Origin of the sequence: Salinivibrio kushneri, assembly GCF_027286325.1 — a bacterium.
Classification (GTDB): Bacteria; Pseudomonadota; Gammaproteobacteria; order Enterobacterales; family Vibrionaceae; genus Salinivibrio; species Salinivibrio kushneri_A.
Genome location: NZ_CP114588.1, coordinates 849932 through 865462, shown reverse-complemented (window position 1 = coordinate 865462; position 15531 = coordinate 849932). Strand labels below are relative to the sequence as shown.

At 49.6% G+C, this 15531-nt stretch carries 13 protein-coding genes and 1 pseudogene; 6 read left to right on the top strand and 8 right to left on the bottom strand.

The genetic code is table 11. From position 1 onward, the window contains the following. Window positions 1-40: 40 nt before the first annotated feature. From N8M53_RS04260 to N8M53_RS04250, 3 genes are read right to left on the bottom strand one after another with little or no spacing between them, the layout of a single operon-like run. Complete coding sequence (locus tag N8M53_RS04260) at window positions 41-1801, bottom strand: ABC transporter transmembrane domain-containing protein (protein WP_077605890.1); 1761 nt, start codon at window positions 1799-1801, stop codon at window positions 41-43. Then, entirely contained in the window at window positions 1794-3554 is a 1761-nt protein-coding gene (locus N8M53_RS04255; protein WP_269579602.1) for an ABC transporter transmembrane domain-containing protein, read from the bottom strand. Before N8M53_RS04255 ends, N8M53_RS04260 begins: the two co-directional genes overlap by 8 nt. Before the next feature lie 42 nt (window positions 3555-3596). Then, complete coding sequence (locus tag N8M53_RS04250) at window positions 3597-4064, bottom strand: Lrp/AsnC family transcriptional regulator (RefSeq protein ID WP_077457637.1); 468 nt, start codon at window positions 4062-4064, stop codon at window positions 3597-3599. A 130-nt stretch (window positions 4065-4194) separates the two neighbouring features. Between N8M53_RS04250 and N8M53_RS04245 the strand changes: the two genes are divergently transcribed. Further along, window positions 4195-5259 carry a PLP-dependent cysteine synthase family protein gene (locus tag N8M53_RS04245; protein ID WP_269579601.1) on the top strand — a complete coding sequence of 355 codons (1065 nt, stop codon included), beginning with the start codon at window positions 4195-4197 and terminating at the stop codon, window positions 5257-5259. Between the two features lie 14 nt (window positions 5260-5273). On the opposite strand, the gene N8M53_RS04240 is transcribed toward N8M53_RS04245, so the two are convergent. Continuing rightward, window positions 5274-5963, bottom strand: a complete 690-nt coding sequence (locus N8M53_RS04240; RefSeq protein WP_269579600.1) for a response regulator — start codon at window positions 5961-5963, stop codon at window positions 5274-5276. Beyond that, window positions 5960-7633 carry an ATP-binding protein gene (locus N8M53_RS04235; protein WP_269579599.1) on the bottom strand — a complete coding sequence of 558 codons (1674 nt, stop codon included), beginning with the start codon at window positions 7631-7633 and terminating at the stop codon, window positions 5960-5962. Before N8M53_RS04235 ends, N8M53_RS04240 begins: the two co-directional genes overlap by 4 nt. 194 nt (window positions 7634-7827) lie before the next feature. Between N8M53_RS04235 and N8M53_RS04230 the strand changes: the two genes are divergently transcribed. From N8M53_RS04230 to N8M53_RS04220, 3 genes are all read left to right on the top strand, one after another. After that, on the top strand, window positions 7828-8805 hold the full coding sequence (locus N8M53_RS04230) for a tripartite tricarboxylate transporter substrate binding protein (RefSeq protein WP_269579598.1): 978 nt from the start codon (window positions 7828-7830) through the stop codon (window positions 8803-8805). Between the two features lie 78 nt (window positions 8806-8883). Continuing rightward, complete coding sequence (locus N8M53_RS04225) at window positions 8884-9357, top strand: tripartite tricarboxylate transporter TctB family protein (protein WP_269579597.1); 474 nt, start codon at window positions 8884-8886, stop codon at window positions 9355-9357. 3 nt (window positions 9358-9360) lie between these two features. Then, entirely contained in the window at window positions 9361-10905 is a 1545-nt protein-coding gene (locus N8M53_RS04220) for a tripartite tricarboxylate transporter permease (protein WP_269579596.1), read from the top strand. 27 nt (window positions 10906-10932) lie between these two features. Here N8M53_RS04220 and N8M53_RS04215 read toward each other — a convergent pair whose 3' ends face one another. From N8M53_RS04215 to dbpA, 3 genes are all read right to left on the bottom strand, one after another. Further along, entirely contained in the window at window positions 10933-11427 is a 495-nt protein-coding gene (locus N8M53_RS04215) for a DUF1003 domain-containing protein (RefSeq protein WP_269579595.1), read from the bottom strand. Between the two features lie 79 nt (window positions 11428-11506). After that, window positions 11507-12331, bottom strand: coding sequence for a phosphotransferase family protein (locus N8M53_RS04210; RefSeq protein ID WP_269579594.1), 825 nt, complete (start codon window positions 12329-12331; stop codon window positions 11507-11509). 39 nt (window positions 12332-12370) lie between these two features. Next, window positions 12371-13753: an ATP-dependent RNA helicase DbpA gene (dbpA, locus tag N8M53_RS04205; RefSeq protein WP_269579593.1), complete on the bottom strand. Its 1383-nt coding sequence runs from the start codon at window positions 13751-13753 to the stop codon at window positions 12371-12373. Between the two features lie 239 nt (window positions 13754-13992). Here dbpA and N8M53_RS04200 point away from each other — a divergent pair, with 239 nt between their 5' ends. Both N8M53_RS04200 and N8M53_RS04195 read left to right on the top strand, forming a co-directional pair. Continuing rightward, on the top strand, window positions 13993-14427 hold the full coding sequence (locus N8M53_RS04200) for an acyl-CoA thioesterase (RefSeq protein ID WP_269579592.1): 435 nt from the start codon (window positions 13993-13995) through the stop codon (window positions 14425-14427). A 101-nt stretch (window positions 14428-14528) separates the two neighbouring features. Beyond that, a pseudogene (locus N8M53_RS04195) lies at window positions 14529-15447 on the top strand (IS5 family transposase). Window positions 15448-15531 lie beyond the last annotated feature (84 nt).

Sequence of the window (15531 nt, the reverse complement as noted above, 5' to 3'; positions counted from 1 at the left end):
ATTGCGCCCCTTTTTATCTGTTTCACCCATGACTGAACCGCTACACCTGCGCCTCTTCCTCTAATGCGGCTAAATGCGCGCTGGCTTGCTGAAGTTGGTACATCTGCCAGTAGCGGCCTTGCTGACGCAGCAGGCTTTGATGACGCCCTTGCTCAATCACGCGGCCACGATGCAAAACGAGGATGTTATCGGCCTCGGCAATGGTCGATAAGCGGTGCGCAATCACCACCACTGTCATCTGTTGGCGTAACCGATTCAGCGCCTGTTGCACAAGCTCTTCGGTGCCGGAGTCGATATTGGCGGTGGCTTCATCGAGGATCAGAATTTTAGGCTGACGCACTAACACCCGCGCCAGAGCCAACAACTGGCGCTGACCGGCAGAAAAGGTCATTCCGCCCTCGCCAAGTAAGGTATCCAGCCCCGCTGGCAATCCTTTCACGTAATCTGCCAACGCCACTTGCTCGAGGGCATGCCAAATTTTTTCATCGTCCAGTGTCTGTCCCAGCGCGATGTTTTCTCGCAAGCTCCCTGTCAACATGTGCGGATCTTGTTGCACCATGGCAACGCCTTCACGCAAGCTTTGATGACTCAAGCTTTCGATCGGTAACCCCCCCAGTGTCAGCGTCCCCTCGCCTGCGCGATAAAACCCCATCAGTAACGACGCCAAGGTTGATTTACCACTGCCCGTATGTCCCACCAACGCCAGAAAACCGCCGGCAGGGACGTCTACATTCACGTCTGACAATACCGGTGTTTCACCATCATAGGAAAACGATACATTCTGCAGTGCAATGGCGCCATCAGGGATCGGCGTGGTGTCATGGCCATATTGCTCAGGCGGCGTATCCATCATTTCGAAAAGCCGCTCACCGGCCGAGATAGCCTGCTGAAGCAGTGACAGTTGCTGCATCATTTCAATCAGTGGCTCGGTGATCCGCCCCAAATAGCTTAAAAAGGCATACAGCACCCCAACCCCAATCACTGCCGTGCCGCTAAAACCGAAGATAGCCACCAAAGACAGCAACGCGGCTCCCGCCAATAAATCAATCAAAGGGCGGAGATAGATCCCGTTGAGGCGTTGAATGGTGACCATGGCATCCAAGTGATCCGCGGTCATATCACTGAATCGCGAGGAGAACGCCCGCTCTTGCTGCATTAGCTGGATCAAATTCATGCCAAGCACAGATTCATTCATCACCCCGTTGATGTCTGCTAGTCGATCTCGCGCTCGACGATACGCAGGCGCTGAGCGTTTTTGATAGCGCGCCATCACCAACACCACACACGGCAGTAGCACCAACACCACCATTGTCAGTTGCACACTGAGCATCAGCATCGCCACCAACATCACCCCAATCAGCGCGATGTTGCGTAAAAAGGTTGAAAGCACCGACACATACAGCTCTTTCAACGACTCGGTGTCATTGGTCAAACGCGATACAATCCGCCCCATTGGCACATAGTCAAAGGCTGACAGAGGCTGTTTAATCACGTTGGCGAACACCGCTTTACGAATACGTTGAATGATGGCCACCGCCATGGTGTTAAAACGCAGCTCGTACTGATACTGAAAGCCCGCGGAGACAATGGTCGATACGATATAACCCACCGCCAGCGCCCACATGATCACCGCCGGATAATGGTCTTTGGCGACATAGTTATCGAGAAAGATTTGCACCAAGTAAGGGCCCGTCACCTCTGCCACCGCCGCGACTAGCAAGAAAATCGTGGCAATCACAAATTGACGCCTGTCGCGACGCATGTAGCCGAGCAATCGAAATAAGATCTCTCGCTTAGTCATGGCGCGGCTCCTCATCGGCTTCCAATGCCGCTTCCAGCTGCTGATATTGGTGCATTTCTTGATACCATCCTGGCTGTTGAATCAATTGGCGATGCTGGCCACGTTCGCGGATTTGCCCATGACTGAGCACCACAATTTCATCGGCATTTTCGAGCGCCGATAAGCGGTGGGCAATCACTATCGTGGTACGGGTATGCTGATGCTGTTGCAGGTTCTGCAAAATGCGGTGCTCGGTGTCACCATCAACCGCCGACAAGGCATCATCCAAAATCAAACACTCCGCTTCCACCAGCAAGGCGCGGGCAATCGAAATACGCTGCTTTTGACCGCCAGATAGGGTGATCCCTTTTTCACCCACCGCAGTTTCATACCCGTGCGGCAGCTGACGGATGTCTTCATCAATGCAGGCAAGTGTCGCCGCCAGCTCGATTTCCGCTTGGGTTGCATCCGGACGACCAAGGGCGATGTTTTCCGCAATCGAGCGAGAAAACAAAAACGGCGTTTGCGTCACTACCGCGAAACGTTGTCGCCATGACGACAAATCAGCTTCCGCTATCGACACATCACCATAGCGAATATCGCCCTTTTCAAGCTGGGTCAGATGAAGTAGCAATTGCAATAAGGTTGATTTGCCACTGCCGACTGGGCCGGCAATCCCCAACATGGCTCCAGGCGGAAGCGTCACATGGATATCTTTAAGGGCAAAACTGTCGTCCGGTTGCCACTTAAACTGCTCAATGGCCAGCGTCAACGGCTGCATGGTGTCAGGCAGCGGCGTGTCACCGCCAACAATGTCTGGCTGCTCTTGCAGCAACGCATCAATCCGCGTCCAAGCGGCACGCCCACGCTCAATAATATTAAACAGCCACGCCACTGCGAGCATCGGCCAAATCATCAAGCCTTGATACAAGGTGAATGCGGTAAGATCCCCAAGCGAAATCTCACCGTTAGCGACCAAGTAGCCACCGCCAGACACGGTTAGGAAAAACGAGGCGCCAATGGTGCCTTGGATCACCGGCGAAAACAGCGCATCAACCCGCGCCACCGCGAGGTTTTTCTCCCCAGTACGATCGGCGACTTGATCAAACTGATTCATTTGGTGCTGCTCTAAGCCAAATGCACGCACCATACGCACTGCTGACAGTGAGGACTGACTCACCTCTGACAACTCAGAAAATGCCGCTTGTGATTCGGTGAAGGTATGGTGCAAACGACGGCCAAAGCGATTAACCAGCACCGCCATCACCGGCATCGGTAGCAGCGCTAAGAGTGTGAGCTGCCAACTGATTTGGCTCACCATCACAATGAGCACCGCAACGCCTGTGATAATAGAATCCCCCGCGGTCAGAACCCCTTCACCGGCGGTCATTACCACCGCTTTCACATCATTGGTAGAGCGCGCCATGATATCGCCACTCGGGTAGCGACGGAAAAAATGCGGGGATTGGCGAGTAAAATGATCATAAAGCCGGTTGCGCAGCACAGTACCCAGCTCGGCCGCGGCACCAAATAGCCAGACTCGCCACACAATGCGTAGCACATACACCACCACCCAAATGGCCAGCATACCCGCGAGTAGCCACATCAGTAGCTCAGTCGAAATCTCTCCCGCGACCACGCCATCAACCACATGGCCCACAGCCATCGGTGGAATGAGCTCGAAGACAGAGACAAATACCAAAATAATCATGGCGCCGACATAACGACGCCATTCACGTTTAAAAAACCAGCCTAACTGCCAAAACACCTTCATGAGGTCTCCTTTTTATCCCCGCCTTTTTATCATCAGAACGACCTATCGGATCGGTAAGGCGGTGGTGTACTTAAGCGCTTCCATGGCGAATGTTGATGTCACATTATTCAGACTTGGCACAGAATTGACCAGCTTTTTATAAAAATGATCAAATCGAGTCATATCAGCTACCTGCACCTTCATCATGTAATCATACTCGCCTGCCATGCGGTAGAATTCCATCACCTCAGGGAACTCGGTTACCACCTCAGTAAAGGTCTTGTACCACTGCTCACTATGGTCATTGGTTTTGATATGGACGAAGGCGGTAAATGCGAGGCCAACGGTTTCGGGGTCAAGCAATGCCACCCGCCCGCGGATCACGCCTTGTGATTCCAGCCGTTTCAGCCGCTTCCAACAGGGGGTTGTGGTTAGATTCACCCGTTCTGCCAGCGCGGACACAGACCAGTTGGCATCTTCCTGCAGCGCCGCGAGTAAAGTGCGATCTATCTCATCTAAAGTGACAGTCATGAAAATCTATTTCCATTAAGTGTTATATAGGAGTTTATTTTTCTCTTTTGGCGTCATTATAGAGCAAAAATAGCAAGGTTTTTATCCCACTCTTTACGTAAACTGGTGCTAATTACGTATTCGGAGATGCATGATGACAACCTCACATCCTTGCCATACTTGGGTCGGTAATGCGATTCGCCTGATTGAAGCCGACTTTAAACGCTCTGCAGATACCCATTTAATTAAACTCGATCTCCCTAGCTTTACGGACATTGATATCTATCTCAAAGACGAAAGCACCCATCCAACCGGTAGCTTGAAGCACCGCTTGGCGCGTTCTTTGTTTTTGTACGGCTTATGTAATGGCTGGATTGATGAACACACCACCATTATTGAAAGCTCATCAGGCAGTACTGCTATTTCCGAAGCGTATTTTGCCCGTCTGCTTGGCTTGCGCTTTATTGCCGTGGTGCCCAAAAACACCGCGTGTAAGAAGATTGAGCAAATCCGTTTCTATGGCGGCGAAGCGCACTTTGTCGAGCGGTCAGATCAGATCTATGCCGAGTCTCGCCGCCTTGCTAAAGAGCTCAATGGCCATTACATGGACCAATTTACCTATGCCGAGCGAGCGACCGACTGGCGGAGCAATAACAACATTGCCAACCGCATTTTTGATCAAATGCAGTACGAGCGCTTCCCTACCCCTCGCTGGATTGTGATGAGTCCGGGCACCGGTGGCACCTCAGCAACCATTGGCCGCTACATTCGTTATCGTTGCCAACCGACTCAGCTGATGGTGGCAGATGCTGAGCACTCGGTGTTTCACGATTATTACCTCACCGGCGACAGTGCACTGACCACCGATAAAAGCAGCCGCATTGAAGGGATTGGACGACCACGTGTCGAGCCCAGCTTTATTCCCGGCGTGATTGATAGAATGACCACAGTGCCGGATACCCACAGTATCGCCACCATTCATTGGCTAGAAAGCCAGCTTGGCCGCAAAGCCGGCGCGTCCACCGGTACCAACCTATACGGCGTTTTGATGCTGGCCAATGAAATGCGCGCCAACGGCGAGAAAGGATCTATTGTCACCTTGCTGTGTGACAGCGGCGAGCGCTACCTAGACACCTATTACAACCCTGATTGGGTACGCGAGCACATTGGGGATCTCGACCAAGCAACCCATGATTTGCAGACCTTGTTGGGGTAATAGGCATAACAGCATTATGGTTTGTGGTAGCGTCGTTCCGGGCGACCAACGCTACCATAAGCCACTTCAGCGCAAAGCTCATCCCTTCCGACCATATATTCCAAGTAGCGACGCGCCGTTGTTCGGCTTGCGCCAATTTGCTGCCCAACCTGCTCAGCATTGAGCGATATCGTGGGAGCACTTAATACCTCACGAATTTTATTTAATGTAATCGCGTCTATGCCTTTTGGTAGTCGCGGAGAATGAGGTTCGCTCTTCCCCTTTACACCGGACGCCAGTAGCCCATCAACTTGGCTTTGAATGAGTGAATCCATATTAGCAAGCTTTTGAACATGCGTAGAGTATTGGTTTAACGACGTTTTTAATCGCTCGAAAACAACAGGCTTTAAAATATAATCAAATATACCGTTGTGCATGGCGGTGCGAAGGGTCTCTACTTCCTTAGCTGCCGTCACCAATATCACATCTGTATGGGCACTCTTGGCACGCAGCTCCCTCAGTAACTCTAGCCCTGTGCCCTTGGGGAACTGATTGTCGAGAAGCAGTAATTGAGGATGAAATACATCAAGCAAGTCTCTTGCATCATCCAAATCATGAGCAATCCCCACTACATCGAACCCTTCGATTTTATCGATAAAGCGACGTTGAATCTCTGCAATTTTCGGATCGTCTTCTGCTATGACAATACTGATTAATGCTGTCATGTGTTGTCCTGATATAGGTGTTGATCGAGCCCTTGCCACTTAGCTTTAGGTATATAAACCGTAAAGCGGCTTCCTGATAATGTACCTTGCTTATCACGCATATTCGGCTCAACCGTCACTATACCACCTAGGTGTACAACTTGACGCTGAACTAAATCCAAGCCAATACCATGACCATCGGTCTCTTTTGTTGTGTAACCACGCGTGAATATCGTCTCCGCTTGTTGATGAGATAGGCCTGCCCCCTGATCATTCACTTCGAAAATAAGCTCTTTACCGTAGTCAGAAAAGCTCAATGTCACTTGGCCACCGGGTCCATAATGATCCAGCGTTGCTTCTAGAGCGTTATCAACGAGGTTACCTAAAATACTGACCAGCTGCTCACGCGGCAAAGCCACTGGCAAGTCTTGCATATGACTCTCTTTATCAACGGTTAACCGTAAACCTAATTCTTTCGCTCGATTGTATTTACCTAATAGACATCCTGCCAAAATGCTATCTGAAGTAACCTGCATCACTCGCTGGATAAAAGACTGGTGGCCAGAGGTTTCCTGACCGATCATTCGCAGCGCCTCATTTGTCGCTCCCATGTGAATCAGTCCAGCAAGAGTATGTAATTTGTTGTTGTACTCATGTGCTTGGCTGCGCAAGGATTCAGCATACTGTTTGATTCGCGTCAGCTTGCGACTCACCAAATCCACTTCGTCTTTCAACCGAAAGCTAGACACGACCCCCGTGATGATGCCGTTTTGCCGCAGTGGAATCCGGTTAACAATAAGATTGTGATGATGAAGCCAAATCTCTTGATCAAAATCAGGCTCTCCCTCCGCCAGTACAGTCTCCATTCCGGTGTCGGGTAATACATCTGTAATATGACGACCAATGTAGGGTTGGTCTTCTGGTAACGCCAGTGTCTTTATGGCTGCACGGTTGAATGTCGTGATATACCCAGATTGGTTAATCGCAACAATTCCCTCGCGAACAGTTTCTAGTGTTACATTACGCTCCTGAAACAGACGCGCGATTTGCTCAGGCTCAAGATTGAAAATCGCTCGACGAAAATGATTAGCGAATAAGATCGCGGTAATGACACTAAATATAAAGGCCGCGAGGATGGCAAAGAACATCGTACTGGTATGATGTATGACGATCGCATCAACAGTATCTAGTAAGTATCCTACAGAGACAATGCCGACAATCGATGTTCCGTCAGGACTGAAAATAGGCGCTTTTCCACGTACAGACCAACCCACACTGCCCTCGGCTTGTGCAATGTACGCTTGACCATGAATCAGCGCAGGGGCATTGGTATCTCCGTCATCATCGGCCATCGATTTCCCTAGACGGTCAGGTAAAGGATGAGCGAGCCGAATCCCCGCTTCATTGCCAAACACGACAAACCGTGCTTGTGCAGAACGCGCGAGAGAAACACTCAAAGGTTGCAGAAATGTTGAGTTCTCTTCTGATACGGCCTCAACCACATCAGGCATCGCCGCGATCGTCATCGCGACCCGCATCGCTTGCTGACCAATTTGCTCATTGAGCACTCTATCGAGGTAATTGATAGCAAAATAGCCGAGCGTCCCTGTTTGCAGAATGGCAATAACACCTAAAATCAATATCATGCGTTGCTTTAGCTTTAAGCGACGCAATGAGAGAAACTGACGCATTGTGGTGGCGAGCTCCTTTCACCCAAGCATTCTCACGTTCAGTTAGTTTATCTGCGTTATGCTTTTATTGCAGTGAACATTATGAACAAAACCACCAAAATATTTTTTATTCACATTATTTTTACAATATATAAAACACTCAAAAACAGCATTAGAGTCCTCATGAGGAAGCAATCAATACATGAGGAAGCACAATGTTCAAGCAATATCGAAAAGGTAAATCAACAGCCATTGTCGCAGGTGTGATAGCAGCCGCGCTAAGCATTAACGTCCAAGCGAGCGTCGACAACATTCATTTTCTGGTACCAGGCGGCGCTGGTGGTGGTTGGGACAGCACAGCACGCGGGGTCGGGGAAGTTCTTTCTAAATCTGAGCTTGTCGAGCAGGTTTCGTACGAAAACATGTCCGGCGGTGGCGGAGGTAAGGCCATTGCGTACCTGATCCAAACCGCTGAGCAATCTACCGACACGTTAATGGTTAACTCCACACCGATTGTGATCCGCTCTCTTGCCAAAGTTTTTCCCCAATCGTTTCGTGATTTAACCCCAGTAGCAGCCACTATTGGTGATTATGCAGCGTTCGTTGTACCAAAAAACTCGAAATACCAAAGCTTTACCGATCTTGTGGAACAATACAATAAAGATCCTCGTTCCGTTTCTGTTGCCGGTGGATCAGCGCGCGGCAGTATGGATCACTTAGTAGCAGCGCTCGCATTTAAAGCAGGTGGCGGCGACCCACGACAAGTAAAATACCTCGCTTACGATGCCGGAGGAAAAGCCATGGCAGGGTTGCTATCAGGCGAAACACAGGTGCTATCAACCGGTTTGAGTGAAGCGTTGACCCTTGCAGAAGCAGGCGAAGTTCGCATCCTGGCGATGACAGGAGAAGAGCGCTCTCCCGTTGCATCCGATGTTCCCACCCTCAAAGAGCTTGGCTACGACGCGACGTTTGTAAATTGGCGTGGCTTTTTTGGCTCCCCAGAAATCAGTCAAGCACGTGCGGAAGAGTATGCACAAGTACTGGGTGAGATGTATGACACACCTGAATGGAAATCCGTGCGCGATCGCTACGGCTGGACCGAAATCTATAAGCCTGGCGACGAATTCATGCACTTTCTTGAACAACAAGAAAAAGAAATCGGCGCCTTGATGACTGAACTTGGTTTCATGTAATCGCCTTACCGCAGCGTCGCCATGCTTCTTGGCGCGCTGCTTCTCCATTTTATTGGTTCATCTAGAGAGGGAACTCCAATGACGATAACCAAAGACCATATCGGCGGCCTGATATTTCTGAGCTTTTCGCTTGCTTACGGTTATTACGCTAATCAAATCGCACTTATTCCTGGCGATGAGTTTCAGCCCTTTCATGCCCGTACCCTCCCCAACTTTCTTGCCGTATTAGGGGGTGTGCTCGCGCTACTGCAGTTGCTCACCGCCACAAAAAGTCGACACTCAAGGCTTTCATTAGCCGGCTACGATTTTTGGCTCATGGGCAAACTTTTATTATTGATGGTCGCGTTTTCTCTAGCGCTGAAATGGGTCGGCTTTTTGGTATCTACCGCGCTGTTTCTTGCTGGCGGTTATTGGTTGCTTGGCGAGCGGCGCCCCAAAGTCATTCTCTTGGCCTCCGTCCCTTTTGCCATCAGCTTCTGGTTTTTATTGACCCAAACGCTCGATATCTATCTAGCACCCGGTCAACTTTTTCGCCTAGCACAAGGAGGGTAAGCGATGTTTGATGGAATTTTGTCTGGGCTTGGTACTGCTATCATGCCCTTCAACCTACTCATGGTCATTGTTGGCTGCTTTGCCGGCACCTTTATAGGGATGTTACCCGGACTCGGCCCCATTTCAGCGATTGCTCTAATGATCCCGATCACTTATGGGCTCGACCCATCATCCGGTATAATTCTGATGGCTGGCGTTTACTACGGGGCCGTGTTTGGTGGTTCCACGTCTTCCATTCTTATCAATGCTCCGGGATGTGCCAGTACCGTTGTAACTGCGTTTGACGGTTATCCATTGGCGCAACAAAAACAAGCTGGAAAAGCTTTGGCGCTTGCCGCCTATTCCTCTTTTACCGGTGGCACGATCGGCGCCATCATCTTACTTTTTGCCGCGCCTGCGCTAGCAAAAGTTTCTTTGAGTTTTCAATCCAGTGACTACTTTGCACTTATGGTCCTGGGGCTCACTGCTGTGGCTGCATTTTCCGGTAAAGGGCGTGTGCTTAAAGCCATGATGATGACTGTCTTTGGCCTGATGATCGCGACGGTTGGCATTGATGTGATGTCAGGCAGCCCACGATTTACCTTTGGAAATGTCGATTTAATCGATGGTATCAGCTTCTTATTACTGGCAATGGCAACCTTTGCATTAACGGAAGTTGTGATGACGGTACTGCGAGGCGAGCACAAAGAAAAAGACGCGCAGATCGATATGACTTCCCTCGGCAGCATGAAGCTAAGCAAAGAAGAAATAAAACACGTCGCCCCGACCGTCGGGCGTTCATCCTTTTTTGGCTTTCTTGTTGGCGTATTACCCGGCGCAGGCGCAACGATTGCCGCCTTTTTAAGTTATGGTATGGAACGGAACTTTGCGCCTAAAGCAATTAAAGAAAAATTTGGACGCGGAGCATTGCGTGGGCTTGCCGCCCCAGAGTCTGCTAACAATGCCGCATCGACAGGATCATTTGTTCCTTTACTGACGCTTGGTATTCCTGGATCCGGCACAACCGCCATTATGCTCGGGGCACTAATCGCTTATGGCATTCAGCCAGGGCCACGTCTTTTTATCGACAATCCTGATGTGTTCTGGTCCGTGATTATCTCGATGTACTTCGGTAATCTGGTTTTGTTAATTCTCAACCTACCGCTGATCCCTTACATCTCCCGTCTGTTGGTGATCCCGCGCCCCATTTTAATCCCATTGATATTGTTTTTCTCCATTACGGGCGTTTACCTAGTCAGTTTTAACGCCTTCGATATCCAAATGATGGTCGTCATCACTATCATCGCCACTTTTTTGAAACTGCTAGACTTTCCAATGGCTCCCATGCTTTTAGGGTTTATCCTAGGCGATATATTGGAGAAAAATCTTAGCCGTACACTGACACTGACCGATGGTAGCTATGCTTTCCTATGGGAAAGGCCACTAACACTTACCATCATGCTGTTAGCACTACTCGCTTTGTTACTGCCTGTCTTTATCGCCGTCTGGGATAAGAAACGAGGTAAGAAAAGCAGTACAACGCAAGCGACCGAGCACGCAACAGATTGATCAAACGCACAAAAGAGTATCAATACACTAGTTCGTATCTTTATCTACCCGCGCCTGCAGGGCATCAAATTTGTCGTGCAGGCGCATTAGTTCAAGCTCGAGTTTTAGATTGATTTCGTAGGTGGCTTTTTGCTCCATCCTATCTTTTGCCGCTTGGCGGTTTTGCGACATCATGATGATCGGCGCTTGGAAAGCCGCCAGACTGGATAACCCAAGGTTCAGCAAAATAAAGGGATAGGGATCGAATGACGCGTCTCCCACTAACCAAACCGTATTCACGGCAATCCAACCAATGATGAATGCGAAGAAAAGTCCGATAAATGACCAAGAGCCACCAAATGAGGCAATTTTGTCCGCCACCATTTGCCCAGTGGTCAGGCTTTCGTGGAAGGACTTGTTGACGTTCTCAGAGACAGACGTGTTGTTAGCAATACTTTCAATAACTTTCTTTTCTCCCGAGCTAAGGCTACCAAACGGTTGACCCAGCAAGGCTTTGGCTAAGTTCTCAAAATATTTTTTCATCTATGACTCCATGCCAACACGCACAATACCAACGGGGTATGATGCAGCGCTTATCATTAAGCGATTGAAATAGAGTAGATTAACTTAGGGACTCCGCAAGTGATGCCCATCTGAAAGCGTGAGGCAACCACTGCGGTAAGACTGATTTATACCAATTCAAATAGCGGTCTCGATTGGGTGTGCCACGCTGGGTCAATAGGTTCACGACCTCTATAACTATCCATGCTTTTGCCAAGACAAGCTCAACAAACAGTGAATGACTATCCACACTCGGATTTGCTGCTTTGTAACGAGCGATAATCGCTTGATAGGCTGATTTATCTCCCATTCCCGTGACCAAAGGAGCTAAATCAATCGCTGGTGAACCTTGCCCAAAGCGCTCCCAATCAAACAGCACTAATGTACCGTCTTCACGTCTTCCCCAATTGCCCGGATTAGTATCACCAGAGAGTACACAACGGGGCGTGAACAATACATCGCTGCGCTGTTGTAACTGATACAGCATACTTTCAAGCTCGGGTGTTAGGCTGAGCTGTTCAAGCGCGGATTGAGTTTGCGGTAAAGACCATTGGTGGTGTTTGAAGTGTGGCTGGATAGGTAGCTCGATACCATGTAAGCGAGCTAATTGCTCAAACGTATTTGTATCTTGCGCAAGTTCTTCTATCGAAACCGCATGGGGAATGCATTCCATACAGAGAATCTTCTCACTCACCTCGAACAAGGCAGGTGTGTTCACACCGACTTCGTTGATATAAGGCGCAACGGATAGGTAAAAGTCCCGCTCAACTGACGTTGCATGAGTTTTGGTGATACAAGCCCGACCTTGATACATTGAACGATAGACCGACGCCTCACCCATTTGAGCTAGGTTTTTTAAGACGAGAACAACATCCTTGTTCGTCATGCTTATTCCTTGGTTATGTCTTTGATGCGTTCTTACAAACTAAATCCGGCGGGCACGAATAGTGCGTCCTTTCACTTTTCCATCATTGAGCTTACGCAACGCGGCTTTAACGCAGGATTGGGACACAGCAATAAACGCCACATTGTCGAGCACATTGATTTTACCCACCTGCTTACCGTCAATGCCCGCTTGGCCCGTCAGCGCGCCCAAAATATCACCCGCGCGTACTTTTTGTTTTTTACCTGAGTCAACCATCAAGGTTACCATCTCAGGCTGATAGGGTACGGTGTCGAGCAAATCTTGCGACGGCAGGGCTTCAGGGAGAAAATCGCGGTCATACTGATCGCCAATCATCGCCAGCTTATAGTGCTCGGCATCGTTATATAGCGAACACGCCACCCCTTTTTTGCCAGCGCGACCGGTACGGCCGACGCGGTGTACATGAGTTTGCGGATCGTGGGCGAGTTGATAGTTGATCACCATATCCATGTCATCAATGTCTAAGCCTCGCGCGGCCACATCAGTGGCCACCAGCACGGACGCACTTTTGTTGGCAAATTTTACCAAAGTGCGCTCACGGCCACGCTGTTCAATATCACCATGCAAGGCAACAGCGCTAAAACCATCGTCTTCTAGGTTATCGCAAACTTGTTGGGTTTGAGCTTTGGTTGTACAAAACACCACGCAGCTTTGCGGCTGAAAGTGCAATAAAAGTAACTTTAACGCTTGATAACGCTGCTTGTTGTCATCGACTTTATAAACGTGTTGCGTGATTGTACTTTGCGTTTGCACCTCATCCACTTTAACGGAGACAGGGTGGCTAAGCACTCGCTGGGCAATCGCATTGATCGAGCGCGGGAAGGTAGCGCTGAATAACAAGGTTTGGCGATGAGCAGGAACACGCGCAATGATAGCATCCAAGGTATCTTGGAAGCCCATATCCAGCATCTGGTCGGCTTCATCCAACACCAACGTCTCAACGTCATCGAGACGCAAGGTGCCCTTACGTAAATGGTCATCCACACGCCCCGGAGTGCCGACAATAATGTGTGCACCATGCTCCAGTGATCCAATTTGTGGGCCAATCGATACTCCACCGCACAGCGTCAGTACTTTGACATTATGACGACCACGCGCCAACTTACGCATCTCAACCGCCACTTGCTCGGCCAGCTCACGGGTTGGACACAGCACCAAAGATTGCACGCGAAAGCGTTTTACGTTCAGTTTGGCTAACACGCCCAGGCTAAACGCCGCCGTTTTCCCCGAGCCGGTTTTTGCTTGGGCAATAATATCTTTCCCACTGAGCACAGACGGTAAGCTCTGCGCCTGAATGGGCGTCATGTGCGTATAACCCAAGGTTGCTAAGTTATCGAGTAAATCAGCGGGTAACGCAAGCGAGGAAAAAGCGGTATCAGTCAAAGTCGTATCCACAGCAAAAGTAAACCAGGCCAAGCGCGGCCAAAAAGGGGGCGTATCATACCAGAGTCTGATTGCTGCCACATTAAGCGATTAGCGCCACCCGCGTTGAGAACCGCTTTGTCGAGTCATGTATTTTGTTACGTCATTGTTAGACAAAGCTCCGTATTTATACCTGCTCGACTTGTCTTGTCATTGGGCTTGGTGTGCAATCAAGGCACACAATTAAGGAGGATTGTCTTGTGGCTAATATCCCAGTAGAAAACTACCCGCTCTCTCATACGCAGGCGATTGTCTGGAATGACATGGATGCCCTGCAACACATCAATAACACCGTGTACTTTCGCTATTTTGAAGATGTACGCGTGGTGATGCTTGAAAAATTGGAAGTGTTCGAGCTAGCCAAACGACTGCATGTTGGCCCCGTGGTCGCCTCAACCCGCTGCGATTATCGCGCCCCTTTGGTGTATCCAGATACCATCACCACCGTCGCTTGGGTCGAGGATATTCAAGAAAAGCGCTATGCGATGAAGTATGAAATCTACAGCCACAATCAAGAGCGCTGTGTGGCCGAGGGCGAGGCTTTGATTGTCTATTGCGATTTTAAAACCGGTAAAAGCTGCCCTATCCCAGCTGAAACGCTCGAAGGGTTAAAAGCTTTTGTGGCGAAAGAATAACTTTTAAACTCTGGTTTCTGCGGGGCGTTGTTTCCTAAATCATTGAACTTATCATCCGAGCCGCGATCAGATCATCAACGCCTCAAAACCGGTCTCAGATGATGAGCAAAGCCAAGTACAAAATCAGCAATTGGAAGCAATACAATCAAGCATTGATTAACCGTGGTTCGATTACCTTTTGGGTTGATGACGCCGCTATCCAGACTTGGCACTGCAAAGAGCATCATGGCAAACGAGGCAGAGGCTTTACGTTTACTGATGGTGCCATTGAAACGGCCCTAATGATAAAAAAGGCATTTTCAAGCTCCCTCTTCGCGCCCTGCAAGGCTTTCTCGACTCGATATTTGGTCTGATGGACGTACCGCTAAAATCGCCGTCATACAGTTGTATCAGTAAACGGGCGAAGACGGTTGAGGTTAACTACCGATTACCCAGTCGTGGGCCCGTTGCTCACGTCGTCATTGATGCCACCGGTTTAAAAGTGTTCGGCGAGGGAGAGTGGAAAATGCGCAAACATGGCAAGGAAAACGCCGTGTTTGGCGCAAGCTGCATCTCGCGATTGACGACAGTACACATGAAGTGATTTCTGCCGTCGTGAGCTTAGCGTCTGTCGGCGACAATGAAGCCCTACCGACACTACTCAACCCGTTACGCCGAAAAATCGCCCAAGTCAGTGCTGACGGCGCTTACGATACGAAAGCCTGTCATCAGGTGCTCAAGAAAAAAGGCATCAAACCGACCATTCCACCGCGCAGCAATGCGGGTTACTGGGAGGACGGCCACCCTCGCAATGCAGCCGTCAGCGCCTTGAAATCGGGTAACTTAGAAGACTGGAAACAAGAAGAGGGTTATCACCAACGCTCTCTGTCAGAAACAGGCATGTCCCGATACAAAACGTTAATCAGCCCTGAGCTGACCCTACGTAACTATGATGCCCAAGTTGGCGAAGCATTGGCCAACGTGAAAGCAATAAACAAAGTCATAAGACTTGGTATGCCTGTTAGTTATCGAGTTGATTGATGGGAGCAATTCCATTGGGATCAGTGCTTTAGGTGAATGATTTGATCAACAACGCCTTTCTGCGGTATACCTACTGTCTCGTCC

What these genes read in the sequence shown, in the direction of transcription:
- N8M53_RS04235 (WP_269579599.1), bottom strand. Translation starts at nt 7,633, where the DNA reads ATGCGTCAGTTTCTCTCATTGCGTCGCTTAAAGCTAAAGCAACGCATG.
- N8M53_RS04250 (WP_077457637.1), bottom strand. Translation starts at nt 4,064, where the DNA reads ATGACTGTCACTTTAGATGAGATAGATCGCACTTTACTCGCGGCGCTG.
- N8M53_RS04225 (WP_269579597.1), top strand. Translation starts at nt 8,884, where the DNA reads ATGACGATAACCAAAGACCATATCGGCGGCCTGATATTTCTGAGCTTT.
- N8M53_RS04255 (WP_269579602.1), bottom strand. Translation starts at nt 3,554, where the DNA reads ATGAAGGTGTTTTGGCAGTTAGGCTGGTTTTTTAAACGTGAATGGCGT.
- N8M53_RS04230 (WP_269579598.1), top strand. Translation starts at nt 7,828, where the DNA reads ATGTTCAAGCAATATCGAAAAGGTAAATCAACAGCCATTGTCGCAGGT.
- N8M53_RS04245 (WP_269579601.1), top strand. Translation starts at nt 4,195, where the DNA reads ATGATGACAACCTCACATCCTTGCCATACTTGGGTCGGTAATGCGATT.
- N8M53_RS04220 (WP_269579596.1), top strand. Translation starts at nt 9,361, where the DNA reads ATGTTTGATGGAATTTTGTCTGGGCTTGGTACTGCTATCATGCCCTTC.
- N8M53_RS04215 (WP_269579595.1), bottom strand. Translation starts at nt 11,427, where the DNA reads ATGAAAAAATATTTTGAGAACTTAGCCAAAGCCTTGCTGGGTCAACCG.
- N8M53_RS04210 (WP_269579594.1), bottom strand. Translation starts at nt 12,331, where the DNA reads ATGACGAACAAGGATGTTGTTCTCGTCTTAAAAAACCTAGCTCAAATG.
- N8M53_RS04260 (WP_077605890.1), bottom strand. Translation starts at nt 1,801, where the DNA reads ATGACTAAGCGAGAGATCTTATTTCGATTGCTCGGCTACATGCGTCGC.
- N8M53_RS04240 (WP_269579600.1), bottom strand. Translation starts at nt 5,963, where the DNA reads ATGACAGCATTAATCAGTATTGTCATAGCAGAAGACGATCCGAAAATT.